10 protein-coding genes are annotated in these 15,256 nt (G+C 56.9%); 4 read left to right on the forward strand and 6 right to left on the reverse strand.

Annotated elements, in window-relative coordinates; all coding sequences use genetic code 11:
* Positions 1 to 84 precede the first annotated feature (84 nt).
* Positions 85 to 2,244, reverse strand: coding sequence for a phosphoribosylformylglycinamidine synthase subunit PurL (purL, locus tag C8N45_RS03760; RefSeq protein ID WP_108385151.1), 2,160 nt, complete (start codon positions 2,242 to 2,244; stop codon positions 85 to 87).
* 450 nt (positions 2,245 to 2,694) lie between these two features.
* Here purL and C8N45_RS03765 point away from each other — a divergent pair, with 450 nt between their 5' ends.
* Positions 2,695 to 3,135, forward strand: a complete 441-nt coding sequence (locus C8N45_RS03765; RefSeq protein WP_108384832.1) for a hypothetical protein — start codon at positions 2,695 to 2,697, stop codon at positions 3,133 to 3,135.
* Between the two features lie 35 nt (positions 3,136 to 3,170).
* Positions 3,171 to 3,821, forward strand: a complete 651-nt coding sequence (locus tag C8N45_RS03770; RefSeq protein WP_133175932.1) for a hypothetical protein — start codon at positions 3,171 to 3,173, stop codon at positions 3,819 to 3,821.
* A gap of 13 nt (positions 3,822 to 3,834) precedes the next feature.
* On the opposite strand, the gene C8N45_RS03775 is transcribed toward C8N45_RS03770, so the two are convergent.
* From C8N45_RS03775 to C8N45_RS03795, 5 genes are all read right to left on the reverse strand, one after another.
* Positions 3,835 to 8,280: a hypothetical protein gene (locus tag C8N45_RS03775; RefSeq protein ID WP_108384834.1), complete on the reverse strand. Its 4,446-nt coding sequence runs from the start codon at positions 8,278 to 8,280 to the stop codon at positions 3,835 to 3,837.
* Between the two features lie 471 nt (positions 8,281 to 8,751).
* Positions 8,752 to 9,486 carry a hypothetical protein gene (locus C8N45_RS03780; RefSeq protein ID WP_108384835.1) on the reverse strand — a complete coding sequence of 245 codons (735 nt, stop codon included), beginning with the start codon at positions 9,484 to 9,486 and terminating at the stop codon, positions 8,752 to 8,754.
* A gap of 357 nt (positions 9,487 to 9,843) precedes the next feature.
* Positions 9,844 to 10,704, reverse strand: coding sequence for a glutathione-dependent disulfide-bond oxidoreductase (yghU, locus tag C8N45_RS03785; RefSeq protein ID WP_108384836.1), 861 nt, complete (start codon positions 10,702 to 10,704; stop codon positions 9,844 to 9,846).
* A gap of 123 nt (positions 10,705 to 10,827) precedes the next feature.
* Positions 10,828 to 11,460 carry a response regulator transcription factor gene (locus tag C8N45_RS03790; protein WP_108384837.1) on the reverse strand — a complete coding sequence of 211 codons (633 nt, stop codon included), beginning with the start codon at positions 11,458 to 11,460 and terminating at the stop codon, positions 10,828 to 10,830.
* Positions 11,457 to 12,863, reverse strand: a complete 1,407-nt coding sequence (locus tag C8N45_RS03795) for a cache domain-containing protein (RefSeq protein ID WP_108384838.1) — start codon at positions 12,861 to 12,863, stop codon at positions 11,457 to 11,459. The genes C8N45_RS03790 and C8N45_RS03795 overlap by 4 nt, the downstream gene beginning before the upstream one ends.
* Before the next feature lie 243 nt (positions 12,864 to 13,106).
* On the opposite strand from C8N45_RS03795, the gene C8N45_RS03800 reads away from it, so the two are divergent.
* Together C8N45_RS03800 and C8N45_RS03805 are read left to right on the forward strand one after the other, a co-directional pair.
* Positions 13,107 to 14,189, forward strand: coding sequence for a TRAP transporter substrate-binding protein (locus tag C8N45_RS03800; protein WP_108384839.1), 1,083 nt, complete (start codon positions 13,107 to 13,109; stop codon positions 14,187 to 14,189).
* Positions 14,190 to 14,299: 110 nt separating this feature from the next.
* Complete coding sequence (locus C8N45_RS03805) at positions 14,300 to 15,247, forward strand: TRAP transporter small permease subunit (protein WP_108384840.1); 948 nt, start codon at positions 14,300 to 14,302, stop codon at positions 15,245 to 15,247.
* Positions 15,248 to 15,256 lie beyond the last annotated feature (9 nt).

A 15,256-nucleotide genomic window follows, 5' to 3' on the forward strand; every position in this document is an offset into this window, starting at 1 on the left:
TGGTCTGTTGCTGTTAACTTAGGGGCGGACCCGCCGGTGGACAAGGCGGAGCCTCCGGCGGAAGTTTGAATTGACGAAGAAAATCTAGGCGACAGCATCTTCGAAGGCGGTCCGGAAGCTGTGGGCGAGCGTGTCCAATGGCGCACTGTAGCTGCCAAAGGTGATCTGGTCGCCACCGGCCTTGCCGACCATCGCCAGCGTCAGCCCTGCGTTTTGTGCCGCGATCATCAAGGCTTCGGCCTGATCGAAGTTGCAGGCGATCAGATACCGCCCCTGATCTTCGCCAAACAGGAACGGTGTTTCGTCGGAGTCGAGTTGAATGCCGATCCCCGCCGTTTCGGCCATCTCGAACGCTGCAAGCGCCAAACCGCCATCCGACAGGTCGGTGCACGCGCGGATCAACGTGTGGTTTGCGCGAATGAAATCGCCGTGTGCTTTTTCAGCGGCAAGGTCGACGGGCGGGGCATCGCCTTCGTTGCGACCGTAGACTTCGGCCAGCAGCGCCGATTGCCCCAGATGCCCGTCGCTGTTGCCCAGCATCAGCAGCAGATGTCCGTCGCGAATGACCCCGGTGATCATCTGGTCTGGTTGATGGATGATCCCCACGGCCCCGATGGTAGGGGTGGGCAGAATGCCGGTGCCGTCTGTTTCGTTATAGAGTGACACGTTGCCCGAAACGATCGGCATGTCGAGTGCTTTCACGGCTTCACCGATGCCCTGAATTGCACCCACAAACTGCCCCATGATTTCGGGTTTTTCGGGGTTCCCGAAGTTCATGTTGTCAGTGGTGGCCAGAGGTGTGGCCCCAACGGCTGTCAGGTTGCGGTATGCTTCGGCCACGGCCTGCTTGCCACCCTCAACGGGGTTGGCCTTGACATAGCGTGGCGTCACATCGCTGGTGAAGGCCAGCGCTTTGTCTGTGCCGTGCACCCGCACAATCCCCGACCCTGTACCCGGTGTGCGTGCCGTGTCAGCCATCACCTGACTGTCATATTGTTCGTAGACCCACTGTTTGCCTGCATAATTGGGGCTGGCGATCAGTGCCTTGAGCCCGTCGATGGGGTGCACGCCGGGCACGTCGCCAAGGGGCTCTGCTGCCGGTGTGGGCACCCATGGCCGGTCATATTCAGGGGCCGAGCCGGACAGTGTCGCCAGTGGCAGGTCTGCCTTGACCGTGCCGTTATGTTCCACGATGAAACGGTCTTCGGCAATTGTTTCGCCCACGATGGCGAAATCCAGATCCCATTTTTCGAAGACGGCGCGGGCTTCGGCCTCGAGCGCGGGGTTGAGCACCATGAGCATCCGTTCCTGGGATTCGGACAGCATCATCTCGTAGGCAGTCATGTTGTCTTCGCGCTGGGGCACCGCGTTGAGGTTGAGTTTTACCCCCAATCCACCCTTGTCGCCCATTTCCACCGCAGAGCAGGTCAGTCCAGCGGCCCCCATGTCCTGAATGGAAATCACCGCACCTGTGGCCATCAGCTCCAGCGTTGCTTCCATCAGCCGCTTTTCGGTAAAGGGATCGCCGACTTGCACTGTGGGTCGCTTTTCTTCGATCGTGTCATCGAATTCGGCGCTGGCCATGGTGGCCCCGCCGACGCCGTCGCGCCCGGTCTTGGCCCCAAGATAGACGACAGGCATCCCGATGCCGGAGGCGGCGGAATAAAAAATCCTGTCGCTGTCGGCGATGCCTGCGGCAAATGCATTGACCAGACAGTTGCCATTGTAGGCAGGGTCAAAGCGGACTTCACCGCCGACCGTTGGTACCCCAAAACAGTTGCCATAGCCGCCAATCCCGGCGACGACGCCGTTCACCAGTTGTTTGGTCTTGGGGTGAGAGGGGTCACCAAAGCTGAGCGAGTTCATCGCCGCGATTGGCCGCGCACCCATTGTAAAGACATCGCGCAGGATGCCGCCAACGCCGGTTGCAGCCCCCTGATAGGGTTCGATGTAGCTGGGGTGATTGTGGCTTTCCATTTTGAACACCACCGCTTGCCCATCGCCGATATCGACCACACCAGCGTTTTCGCCGGGACCGCAAATGACTTGCGGGCCTTCGGTGGGCAAGGTCCGCAGCCATTTCTTGGAGGATTTATAAGAGCAGTGTTCATTCCACATGGCGGAAAAAATACCGAGTTCCGTGAAGGTGGGTTCACGGTCGATGATCTGCAATATGCGCTGGTATTCATCCGAGCTCAGGCCATGTGCGGCGATGAGCGCGTCGTTGATTTCTGGATCTTGCATCATATCCCCTTCGGCAGTTGCGGCTTTTTAGGGCAGGTCGGCCCGAAGGGGAAGGCCGTGTTTGCAGTGTGATTGCGATTCCTGTTCGCCCCTGTCTGCTCTTGGATGACCGACCCGACCATTGGTTGGGTACAAAAAAAAGCCGGGCACAAGGCCCGGCGAAGTCCAACAGGGAGGTGAAGATGATGAGCGTTTGAGCATCATCGCCTTCGATTGAGCAAATAGTGGGCGCGTTACGACCTTTCAAGTTCAAATGTCTTTTACTGTGCGCAAAGCCGCTATGTGTTGCATGCATATGTCGGTTTGCCCTGTTCACGACGGTCGCGGATGCCGCTGACCCGCACCCGCTGGTGCCATCACAATACTTGAGTGCGAGGGTTTTTGTGACTAGTCTGACGTCAGACAGCCATTGAGATCAGGCTTTTACGCCAGCAACGCCAAGGAAATTTCATGTCGCTTTCCGCATTTCTCTATCCAATCCTTGTCACCGGTGCCGGGATCATGGCGAAAACATCGGCGACGGAGTTCGCGAAAGGGGCTGGAAAGCGCGCCTTTGAAGCCTTGATGAAACGTCTGAAGGACGATCACGGCGTGGCCAGCGTCGCATTGATTGATCAGGCGGCGGAAAAAGAGGAATATGCTGCCGCCATTCAAGCCGATCTTGACTCGCCCCAGATCAGCAAAGACCCCGAAATCAAGATTCTTGCCGATCAGCTGCTTGCTGCGATCGAGGCAATGCCGAAAGAGGAGCGTCAGCAATTCGCCCTGGACGCCGAGGCGATAAGGGCCGAGGGAAATCAGGTTTTCAAGGATATCGAAGGTGTCCGCGCAAAGGAAATCGTGGCTGGTGGTGACCAGACCTTTGAAGGTATTTCCACAAAAAAAGACTAGGCCACGGTCAAGCAGTTGCCGGCAGCCGTGGCCCCTTGATCGGCGAAGCAAGAGCTCGCACGATTAATATCATCAGTGCTTTCCACGGGGTGCCTGTCGCTGTTCTTCTGGGCGTGTTGGGCGCTTTCGCGGCAGGGATTACCGCCTTGGTCCTGCCGACGTCAGTATCGGAGTTTGTCTGCCGCACGGCGACGATCTGTCTGTCCGGCGCCCCGCGCATCGGCAGTGTGGAGCCGTTGGGCGAGGATCTGTACCTCGTTTCACTTGAAGGCGACGCACTGGGGCCGGACGTGCGAGCGCAACGCCAGATGATCATGATTACAACCGGCGAAAGCAAATCCTTGCTGCGCACTGATACGCCGCCGGTCGTGGGGGCCTATGCGCCCACAAGTGAGGCCGATACCAACGAGACAGAGACCATTGTGGCGGCCCTGACGGGTCTGAGGCCTGATCGGATGTTGCATGTGCTTTCTGTGATGCCGGGCCTTGCATCGGCTGGTCCGCTGACCGGGCAAATCGCGCAGAGACTGGAGGTTGCAGATTTTGGCACGACCTGTGCGGATTTTGCAGTTGCGGCCCAGCAATTCGAGGTCATGGATATCATGGGCGCAAGCTATGATGCGTCTGATCGGGTCGAGCTTAGGCTCATGAAGATGACCGAAGGCTGCGGCGGGTCGGGCCAATAAGGCATTTGTGTTCTTACGGTGCGATCTTTTCAAGGAAGCCCGCAACATACGCGCGATCGTCCGCGTCGATGGCTGCCCCGTTTGCCAGACGATCAAAGAAGGTAGCCAGCTTTTCATCCTTCGTGATGCTTTTTAGCTGGAAGGCGGACGCGCGTTGCAGTTCGTCAAGCTCTGCGGTCTCGGGGTTGGCGATTGCAGCGAAGAGTGAATAATAGACCATCGTAATCGCCGCGTCACTTTCCCCAAGTGACGTGGCGACGGTTGCGACTTCACCCAGCATTCCCGACAGTTTGTCCGGGGCCGCGCCGCGCAGCACGGCTTCTGTCAGTACCTGAAGATTTTGCGGGTACCGTACCAGCAGAAGCGGGCTGTAGCCGGCCTGTCCGATCCGCTCTGCCATGGCAAAGACGTCCATTTGTGGCGCGTTCGGGTGTACTTCATAGTCGTACCGCAAAAGTCCGTGCATGCATGGCCGCACATCCGCGGTCCCTTGCAGCGCAGGTGTAAAGGTCCGTCTTGCCGCAGTTTCACAGGCGGTCGTGGGCTGTGGCCATTCATCGATGTCTGGACTGCCACCAACAAAGAAGGACGCGGCATCACATCCGGTTTCATCCTTTTCGCAAAGGGCTGCATAAGCGAGCCTTGCGGGCAATCGGGCGCGACCCGCAGCCAGACTTCGCGCGACATGGAACCCTTCATTCGGGTCCTGTGCGCGAAAGGCGTCTCTGATTTCCTGTCGCATGGTGTAATAGGGGTCCACCTGTTCGGGCGGATCATCGGGGTCTGGTTCTTCTCCGGGGGGCGTTTCAAGCGTGGTGCCCAAGGCAAGCCCCGCGAGGCGCCACGCCATCGCGATCAACCCGTTTTCTTCAGCAACCTTCGCAATGCGGAGCAATCGCAAATCAGGGTCAGCGACAGAAGACACATGGGGCCACAAAGGGAACTGTGGGCCTTTCTTGATGCCAAACCGCAGAATTTCACCAGTCCATATTCCGGGCAGGGCTGGGTCCGGGTCTTGCGCGGATGCGGGGTAGGGCCTGCCGCCGACCGCAAGTGTTTCGATCATCCCCAAAATAGCGTCCAAAGCGACGATATCGCCAGCCTCGTCTGCCGCATGCGCCAAATCAAGCGCCATTGCAAATGCCGGAGAAGACCGCGCCGGATTGGGGACCAGCCCCAGATTGCTGCTCATGTTCCACAGATTTTTTGTACCACTGGCAGTTGCCGAAAAGTGAATTGTCAATTCACCTGTCGGCCCGTTGAGCGGCCAGACCATGGGGGAATTCGACAACAGGAAGGTTCCACGCACACCGATCAGATCGACCAGAACCTTGACACGCACGCTTTTGAAATTGTCGCCGTCTTCAATCAATGATCTGAGCGCATCGCGTTCGGAGGTGATATCGACCGGATCGCCGGCCAGCAGGGTAAGCGTCAGGCGCAGGGGATGAAGGGACGACGCAAGTTCCGGGCAAGTTGCGGAAATTTCGGCGATTGTCCCAAGCGCGTCGCGGCTCCAGGCCTGTCGTTCGGCCAAAGGCGCATCAAGGGTCGCATCAACATTCAGTCCTTCGGTAAACATGGTCGCCAAGGCGATCGCTTCGCTGGATGGTTGCTGGTCTTGCGCAAGCCTGTCGAGATCAAGCAGGGTCGAGACCACTTGCATGATGTCGGAAACATCTTCGCTCTGTTGGATATCGGGAGCAGCATCCAGTGCCAAAAGAATGTCTGTGACCTCTTGGAAGACGCCTTCTTTCAAAAGCTGGTGATAGTCATATTCCTGAACAAGATTGACGAGAATGTCGCGCCAGATATCCTCGGGCATCTGCGCGACGCCGCCATGTGCGCTGGCGTTCAGCAAGACGTCAACGGGCAGCGCCGCAAGCACCACGATGATGAACCCCGCGTCAAGAAGGTTCTGGCGCGCATCGCGCGGCACAAGCTTTTCAAATTCGGCCCGAATGGCCTGTCTGTCATCATCTGCCAATGCGGCTTGTCCCGACCGTTCTGCGCGCAATGCGGCCAGTGCCATCCGCGCGGGCAGCCCGCGCAACTGTGGGGGCCAGCCCGTGTCCTCTTCGAGCCGTTTGAGGACTTCAGATGCAACATCAATGCCGCCGGTGTGGTTGGGGTCTTGCAGGGCGCGGGCCAGCAGGAACAGCCGTTCGACATCATCTATGAGGGCTGGCGCGTCTGCGTCGCCCCATTTTGCGGCGACCCCCAATTCCGCATAGGGGCGAATGTAGTCGGTCCATATTGTTGCGCTGATCTCTGCCAATTCTTCAAGATCACTTTCTTCGAGGGCCTTGGACAGATCACCCGCGGGGGCAAATAATTTGCTTATGTCATTAGTGTTGAGGGCGGCGTGGATGCGTCTTGTGACCGGAGTGAGGCGGAATGGTTTGGGGTCTTCGCCTTCATTGATCCATGCCTGATAAAGAGCGTCCGCCGCGACCAAGCCATAAACCGCAAGCGTGTCCGGCAGGGTATCAGATTGGTCATTTTCGGTCAGCGCAAAAAGGCTGGCTGACGCAGCAGTGATCCAGACGCCCAGGCCATCCGAAGCGCCCAAAGCCGGGATCGCCGATATCGGCAAGCTGCTTTCATCCTCGGCAAACTCGAGCCAGGGGTTACGCTGGCTCGGGAGCGGTTTGCCGGTGAATGCGAGCGTTAGAACGTCGATCACGGCCACCCGGATCGCCGTTTCGTCAGATGCATCGAAAAGGGTTTGCAGATAGGTATCATCGCCCAGTTGCGGGTGCAGTTCCAGCAGTCTGGCGTATGCAACGCGGTTGCGCGCGGCATCAGGGGTCGAGACGAATAAATTTATCGCTTCGCTCAGAAGCATTTGCAGCGCCAATTCCGACTGGATTTCCAATCTGGCCAGATTTGCCCTGAGCTGGTCCATTTCCTTTGCAAAGGTGGCGTTGTCAAGCATGCGCAGTTGTCGCAGCAGTTGAAACACATCGTCATCGCCCGGGTCGTCGCCAAAGTGTTGCAACATCTTGAATGCAAAGGCATCGCTGAACCCGCGCGCTTCGCCCAGCATCAGGCTGAGCGTGTCGGGACTGGCGCCAAGCCATTTGCCGGCAGGTACAATCATGACCTGGCCGAGGTCGTCTTCATCCATAGGCATCTGCTCTGCGGCTCTCACCTGACGGGCAAGGGCCAGAATCGGGGCAAGTGGCGACCCTGTTGTCACATCAAACGGCGTGAATGCTGCCGTGACAGGTATTTCGCGCTGTAATGGCTGGTGGCATTGACCTGAACGCCCGATCGCGTTGCGCGAAACCTGAGTGATTGTCTGAATGCGTTGAAAGGAGGCTGCTGCAATCGTGGCTGACATCATTTCCGTCGCAAGCTGCGCGCGCGTGTCACCCAAATCCGAGCGGGCAAATCTCTCGCGGGCAATGATCCGCAGTGTCGCGAAAGCCTTGTCTGTGTCCCAGCCGTAAGCAAAACGGTCCAGCATTGAAAAGATCATCGCATCAAAGCATGTGCGCCCGTTGCCATAGACAGTAGGCAGGGTTTCGAGCCAGGACTCGTCGGCAAGCGGGACGAGATTTCGATCGGCCGTCCGTTCAATGGTGCGCCAGAACCCAGAAACGAAACGGGCCCAGTGGAGTTCCGACCTGTGCGTGGCCTCCCCGTCGTTACATCTGACATCATTTGCGGGAATGCTGAGCCTGATCGCCTGTTCAGCCGATGTCGTGCCGCGCGCCACGGCAAGAAACAGCGCAATCTGGTTTTCGCCGCTGATTGAGGGCAGGGTGTCAAAAATGGGGAATTCCTTTGTTGATAAGAAACCGCGCGTTTCGGTGCCGATCGGGATCGCCTGTGCCCATGCGCGAGCGACTGCGCCAAGTTGGTCCGGCACCGGCCGCAAGGCTGCTGCCCGCTCTCTGTCGCCATCCAGAAATGCCCGCATGGCCGCTGAAAAGGCCGCCGCGCGCTCAAAACTCAGGGCCAGCGCATCCGGCAAGGCGCGGCTTGAGGTCTCGTCTCCGACAAAGGCTGTGATGCTGACAAATGGATCGCCTGCCCAGTCAACCAGCGCCGGCACATGGGCATAGACATCAATGCGCGGGGTCGCACCACGCGCGACCACGGCCAGCACGCGCACACCTGACAAGGTTTCGGCCAGCGGGGGCCGCGCGCTTAAGGGCCCTTTCAACTGCGCAATCACGGCGTCGCAGGCCGCTTGGGCATCTGCGCCCATACTGTAGGCATCTGGTTGCAGGCTCAATGTCCGATCAAGCGACTGCGCGATGCCTGCAAGCACCTCTTCGGTCCCGCTCGCACCGTTCGATAAGATCAGGCTCCGCTGGAACGGGATACATTCCCGGGTGTCGGGTGGGATAATTTCAGCCTGCGCCGAAAGCGAACTGAACAGAAAAAAGGCCAATATCTGCGCCAGGTGCGCGATCAGCGGTGGAGCGTTTTTTATACCAATAGACATGTCCAGATGTCTCGTTCAACAATCAAATTGTCGTCACCCAGATAATTTTGCGCCACATTTAGGCCAAGCGACATGTGCGGGAAATGTGGCAAGATGTCTGCCGGTCTGGTGCGCTTTGGGTGACTTGGCGTCATCCTAGCAGTTTTGAGATACTCCGGTAAGAATTTTTTTTCCTGCACTCTGTGTCGCAAGTCTCTGATACTCATAAAAAAAGATATCATCGCTAACGTGGTCGCGTCTTTCCAATCGATTTTGTGGTTGGTCGTTGTGCAAGTGGACTTTGGGTTCACTGTTCAGAATATGAGTCAGGTCAGAACATCTTTAGCCCTTCATTCGAGCCTTCATTGACAGCACCGTTGAAGCGTCCCCTGGGGCGCTTGCAAAATTGCGCATCTATCTTTTGACTGGGCCTTGCGCGCCGAACAACCGCGCGCAAGGCAAGATACAGGCCCCGGCCAACAAGACCCGCTGCTATTGGGTGACGAATTTGTTGCGCGGTCTCGCCGATATCGGATGGGCATTATCTGTCATGTTTTGCGCAATCGGTGGCCTGCCGACATGAACCTTGGACCTGATCCTGCTTTGGGCTGACACCTGTCCGATCAATGCCTGAGCTGATGTCCTTGCCAGCAGGACGACATGCGCGACCACCATCACTGCCGCAAGCAGTGCGCCATAGATCGCGAGGATCTGAATGACCGGAACCGTGAAATTCAGCTGTGGCAGGTTCGCAATGATCAGGGGGCAATACCATGACACAGCAGAGACCATCGCCGTTGTGATCAAAAGATGTTGGCGCGATTTGGAGACCCCCTCAAACAGTGTCTTTCCAAGCTGCCTTTTGACGAAAGGCAGCACTGTGGCGTGGATGAAGTATCCATTGAGTGTGAGGATGAGCACAATCATGATCTTGGCGTAGATCTTGCCGTTTGTCAGGTTGATCGGGTCAAAGTGCCAATAGTAGATCAGGAAGCCGATCCCTGAAACCCACAGCGCCAGCAGCCCAAGGCTGACAACATTCGCACAAAAGGCAAAAACGTCCAGAGTGGATTGACGCACAGTCTTGCCCAGAAAGAACCTGACCACGATAAGATCAAGCACTGTTGCCGTTCCAAGCCCCAGTGCCAGACCCACAAAATGAATCAAACGAAGTCCGTTTCTGGCCAACGCTTGTGGATCGGAAAGTACCGTCTCAAAAAAATACATCTGTCCCCCATGTATTTTGGTTTGAGAACCTCGCCCTTTTTATATTGATACCGGCGTTTACTCGTTTTGTGCAGCGACGCCCTTTTTTAGGTTAACGGAAGATTAACGACTCCCGTGATTCCATTGTTAGGGTGAGGATTTGGATCCTGCAAGAGAAAACTCGGCTGCTATTCGTTTGAATACATGTGGAATTTACGTTTGCTTCAGCAATGTGCGAATGACGCGACGATGGAAACAGGTGATAGCCAGGTACAACAGGCAGTTATTGTTTTACCTTGTTGGGCGTGCATCATGCCCGTCCGGACATGGACGGGCAGGGTGGCAGATCTGGCGCAGTGCCGCGACCCGCGTCTGGTATCACTCTTCGGCGGGTTTGATTTTGTCCCATGTCTGGGTTTCGAAATCGCTCGCCGCATGGCGTTCGCGCAATTGTTCGGACTCTTCACCCCAAGCCCGGTTAACCATCTTGCCACGCTTGTAGGCAGGTCGGTCGCTCACCTCGCGGGTCCAGCGGTTCACGTTCTTGTAGGACGCGACATCGAGAAATTCGGCCGCTTCATAGACCAGATTGTCGACCAACGCGCCGTACCAGGGCGCTGTGGCCATGTCGGCAATTGTATATTCATCACCGGCCAGAAAACGACGGTCCGCCAGATTGCGGTCCAGCACATCAAGCTGGCGCTTTGTTTCCATCGCAAAGCGATTGATCGGATATTCGAACTTTTCAGGCGCATAGGCGTAGAAATGGCCAAAGCCGCCACCAAGATAAGGGGCCGACCCCTGCAGCCAGAATAACCAGTTCAGCGTTTCAGTGCGGCCCTTGATATCCTTTGGCAGAAATGCCCCGAATTTCTCGGCAAGATACAACAGGATATTGCCGCTTTCAAAAACCCGCACGTCTGTTTCGTGGTCCTTGAGCGCGGGGATTTTGGAGTTTGGATTGATCTCGACAAAGCCGCTGCCGAATTGATCGCCTTCCTGAATATTGATCAACCATGCGTCATAGTCGGCGGAATGGCCCGCCTCAAGCAACTCTTCGAGCATGACGGTCACTTTGACGCCATTGGGTGTGGCAAGTGAATATAATTGCAGCGGGTGCTCCCCGACGGGCAGGTCCTTGTCGTGGGTCGGTCCTGCAACGGGGCGATTGATGCTGGCGAATCTGCCACCGCTGTCGGCATCCCATGTCCAGACTTTGGGCGGTACATAGTCAGTCATTTGTCGGGCTCCTGTGTCACTGTGGGCCCACCGATACTGGCTCTGGCTACTAACCACCAGTACCATTGCCGTGATGTATTGCGGTGGGGTGGGGCGCGACTGCAGGATGAATGGGTTCTGACCCTAAATTCCGGTCCCTTGCAGTACGCCATGTTCCATTGCGTAGCGGGTCAGCCCTGCGGTCGAACTGATCCCCAGCTTGCGCTTGATGTTGTTGCGGTGCGTTTCGACTGTGCGAACGGAAATATTCAGGTGCGCGGCGACCTGTTTGTTGGATTTGCCTTGCGCCAGTTCCAGCAGGATCGTCTGTTCACGGCTGGTCAATGCTTCGCGCCCGTCCGAGATTTTGGGCTGCAACGACCCCTTGGCCCCGGTGCAAAGATATTCCTTGCCGTCCATCACCCGGTCAATCGCTGTGCGGATTTCCTCGGTCGGGACGTCCTTGAGGATATATCCCTTGGCCCCATGGCTGAGCGCAGTCGAGATATACTCGGGGCTGTCATGCATCGACAGGATCAGGATGCGCGTTTCGGGCCGCACTTCAAGGATCATTTCGGTGGTGGCAAGGCCCGACAGACCCGGCATATTCAGATCGAGCAAGATCACGTCGGGCGACAGGTCCACGACTTGATCGACGGCATCCTGCCCGTTGCTCAGGGTCCCGACGACATTGATGTCATCGTAGGTTTCAAGGATGGCTTGAATGCCTTCTGTCACCATCGGGTGGTCGTCGACGATCAGGATGCGAATTGTCATGCGCTTTCTTTCGTTTGCTGGGGACTGAGCATATGGGTCAGAGGGACTTGCGCCTCGATCACGGTGCCGCTGTGAGACGACAGAATCCGCAGGTTGCCTCCTAACTGTTCGATCCGTTCCTGCATATTGCGCAGGCCCAGCCCTTGCAGGCCGGGAGGCTGTGGCCAGACCATACCTTTTCCGTTGTCACTGACCCTGAGCATGGCGCCGGTGCGGTGGCCTTTGAGGCTGATATCGACGTGACTTGCCTGCGCGTGCCGTTCGATATTGGTCAGGGCTTCCTGCGCGATCCGGTACAGCGCGATGCGCGCGTCCTGATCAAGCCGATTGCGGAAAACAACGGTTTCGAATTCCGTGCTGACGTTGGTGCGCGCCATGAAATCGTCGGACAGTGACTTGATCGCGGGACCCAGCCCCAGATCGTCCAGCACACCGGGGCGCAAATCGCGGCTGATGCGCCTGACTTCTTGAATGGCCGACCCCAATTCCGTGATCCCCTTGTCCAAACTTTTGTCGGGCGTGGCAATGCGCCGCCGGGCCAGTTCCAGCGCATAACGCACCCCGACCAGCATCTGGCTGATGCCGTCATGCAACTCGCGCGCGACCCGGCCGCGTTCTTCTTCTTGTGTGTCGATGATCCGCTGCGACAATTCCTTGAGCTTTGCATCGGCCAGACGCCGCTCGCGCAGGTTCAGAAACATGCCCGTTGTGAAAACGGCCATCAATGCGGCAATCGCGATGGCAACGATATAGAAGGATGTGCGTCTGATCCGGGCCTCGACCACCGCGCGGGAGGTCGCCACATTGTTCAGCACATCATCGATAAAGATACCTGTCCCGATCACCCATCGCCAATCCTGCAAACCGTTCACATAAACGATCATCTGTGCGGTTTCCCCGGTCGAGGGTTTGGGCCAGCTGAAGCTGTGATAACCGCCGCCAGAGCGGGCAATCCGGATCAGTTCATCGGTGATGGGTATCCCGTCGATGTCCTTGAGCCCGCGCCAGTTCTTGTCGATCAGATAGGTCTGGCGCGGGGCGACGAGGTTGTTTCCGTCGTAGTCGAACACAAAGAAATAGCCGTCCTGCCCGTACAACATGGCTGACAGTTCGCGGGTGACGGCAAGCTTTGCGACCTCATCGTCGGGGGCGGCACGCCCGTAGGTATTCACAAAGGCGGTCCGGGCGATCGACAGGTAGTTTTTCAATTCGTCACGCTTGGTCTGGATCAGTTGCGCCTCAAGCGTCTGGATTTCGCGTTCTGCCAACTGGCGTGACTGGCTGGTGACGACGAGAAAAATCAGAAAAACAGCCGCGATCAAGGGCAGGGTGGCCAGCAGGAACACCTTTTGACCGTAAGAAATGGGACGCGCCTGGCGCAAGCGTGCGAGCAATGTCGTCATGACGAAAGCGTTACGCGGGAATCAGGAGCGAATCAAATATGATTGTGTGCATCAGGGGCACTGATGCCGGCCGTGACCACAGCCCAAGCTGGAAATAGCGGACATAAAATGTCGGCAAAACGCGGTTTCTACGCACTAGTACGTATTTTACCATCTGAAACTGCACGCTAGGGTGCGCCCACCATTATGATCCGTTCACGCTCTGGGAGGAGCGGAACAAAGTTAACACCGGGAGGAAACTAAATGGATCGTCGCTCGTTTCTAAGAAACTCAGCATTGGGTGGCTCAGCCGCCGCCGCAACGGCACTTGCCGCGCCAGCCTATGCGCAAGGCAATCGCACGCTGACTATGGTCACAACATGGGGCCGTGGTCTGGCAGGGGTGCACGACGCGGCACAGCGCGTGGCCGACAGCATCACAGCCATGTCTGACGGGTCGTTGACAGTTGACTTGAAAGCCGCTGGTGAACTTGTTGGCGCATTTGAAGTTTTTGACGCGGTAACATCCGGTCAGGCCGATATGTACCACGGCGCGGATTACTATTTCATCAACCAGCACCCGGGTTATGCGTTCTTTACGTCTGTACCATTCGGCATGACACCACAGGAAATCAGCAACTGGTACTACCAGGGTGAAGGTCATGCGTTCCACGACGAGCTGGGCCAGATTTTTGGTCTGAAATCATTCCTTGGCGGTAACACAGGTCCACAGGCCGGTGGCTGGTTTGCAAAGGAAATCGCAGGCCCGGAGGACTTTCAGGGTCTGAAGTTCCGGATGCCCGGCCTAGGCGGCGAAGCGCTTGGTAAGATGGGCGCGTCTGTCCAGAACCTGCCCGGTGCGGAAGTGTATCAGGCGCTGGCCTCCGGCGCGATTGACGGTACCGAGTGGATCGGCCCTTGGGCGGATGAGAAAGCCGGTTTCCAGGAAATCACCAAGTTCTACTACACCGCCGGTATGCACGAGCCGGGCGCGGGCCTGTCAGTTGGCACAAACCTTGATGTCTTTGAAAGCCTGAGCCCCGCGCATCAGAAGATCGTAGAAATGGCATGTGGCGAAGCCCACCAGTGGTCTCTTTCACAGTTCATGAACAACAACGGTTCTGCCTTGCAGCGTTTGCAGGCTGGCGGCGTTAAGGTTCTGGAATTCCCTGATTCTGTCTGGGATGCGATGGGTGCGGCTGCAAAAGAGACCTTGGACCAGTACAATGGTGAAGATATCTATGACCGTCTGCGTGCGTCCTACAACGCCTCGATGGCCGCATCTTCCGGCTGGATCCAGAAGTCCGAAGGCGCATACCGCGCCCAGCGTGACCGTGTCATGAGCTAAGCCCTGATCCAAAAGAACACCGGGGGCCCTTTTAAGCGTATAAAGGGGCCTTCGCAGTCAGATACGAAGGGGCGTATCTGCAAGATGAATTTTTCGGGGGGACAGTCCAGATGGGTCTAGTCGAATCATGGGGTGGCAATGCATTCGGGTGGTTTTTCGCCAACCTGATCGAAGCCGTCTACAACCTGTTCTACGCGCTGCTGCACCCAAGCGAGTGGCTTGCGTGGCTCCCTTATATCAATGGGCAAATGCCCACCCCCGAGATCAAAGAATCCCTGATGCGCTTTATTTATTATGGTGCATCGGTCGAGCTTTTCTTTGTGGTCTTTCTGATTTTCCTGATCGTTACGATTTTCGGGTTTATCTACAACCGTTTCATGTGGGGATGCGTCCGCGTCCTTGAAGGGTTCGCCAACGGCGTCGGCAGGATTTTCGCATGGGCAGGTTTGCTGATGGTCCTGCAACAGATCGTCATCATCTTTATGCAGCGGGTCTTTGCTGTGGCGGAAATCAGCCTTGGTTTCGGCATTTCATTCACCAAAGACGTCAGCTGGTGGTCCGAAGAACTGAAGTTTTACAACGCCTTGATCGTCTGCCTTTGCGTGACCTACACATTTGTGCAAGGCGGCCATGTGCGCGTTGATCTGGTCTATTCCGCAGTCAGATTCCGTACCAAGCGGATGATCGACATGATTGGCTCGCTCTTGTTTATGGTGCCTGCGACGATACTGATCTGGCTCTATGGCTGGTTCTTCCTGTGGCGGAACCTTGTTGTGCCAAACCCGTCTGCGTCTGACTCGCTTGAACGTTTGATCGGCAAAGCACGCGCGCTGCGCTGGAACGTCGAGACAATCGGCTTTTCGCCCAACGGTTTCAACGCCTACTTCCTGTTCAAGGTCCTGCTGGTGATGTTTACCTTACTGGTGCTGTTGCAGGCGGTCGCGTTCTTCTATCGCTCGTACCTTGAGTGGAAAGAGGGCGAAGACAGCGAAGGCAAATTCCTTGACAAAGACCCAATCGGCGACCCGACCGCCGAAATGGTCGCAAAAATTCATTAAAAGACAGGC

The sequence above is a fragment of the Yoonia sediminilitoris genome, from assembly GCF_003058085.1.
Taxonomy (GTDB): Bacteria; Pseudomonadota; Alphaproteobacteria; order Rhodobacterales; family Rhodobacteraceae; genus Yoonia; species Yoonia sediminilitoris.

Coding starts and splice junctions, on each gene's coding strand:
- C8N45_RS03780 (WP_108384835.1), bottom strand. CDS start 9,486: ATGTATTTTTTTGAGACGGTACTTTCCGATCCACAAGCGTTGGCCAGA.
- C8N45_RS03765 (WP_108384832.1), top strand. CDS start 2,695: ATGTCGCTTTCCGCATTTCTCTATCCAATCCTTGTCACCGGTGCCGGG.
- C8N45_RS03800 (WP_108384839.1), top strand. CDS start 13,107: ATGGATCGTCGCTCGTTTCTAAGAAACTCAGCATTGGGTGGCTCAGCC.
- purL (WP_108385151.1), bottom strand. CDS start 2,244: ATGCAAGATCCAGAAATCAACGACGCGCTCATCGCCGCACATGGCCTG.
- C8N45_RS03795 (WP_108384838.1), bottom strand. CDS start 12,863: ATGACGACATTGCTCGCACGCTTGCGCCAGGCGCGTCCCATTTCTTAC.
- C8N45_RS03790 (WP_108384837.1), bottom strand. CDS start 11,460: ATGACAATTCGCATCCTGATCGTCGACGACCACCCGATGGTGACAGAA.
- yghU (WP_108384836.1), bottom strand. CDS start 10,704: ATGACTGACTATGTACCGCCCAAAGTCTGGACATGGGATGCCGACAGC.
- C8N45_RS03805 (WP_108384840.1), top strand. CDS start 14,300: ATGGGTCTAGTCGAATCATGGGGTGGCAATGCATTCGGGTGGTTTTTC.
- C8N45_RS03775 (WP_108384834.1), bottom strand. CDS start 8,280: ATGTCTATTGGTATAAAAAACGCTCCACCGCTGATCGCGCACCTGGCG.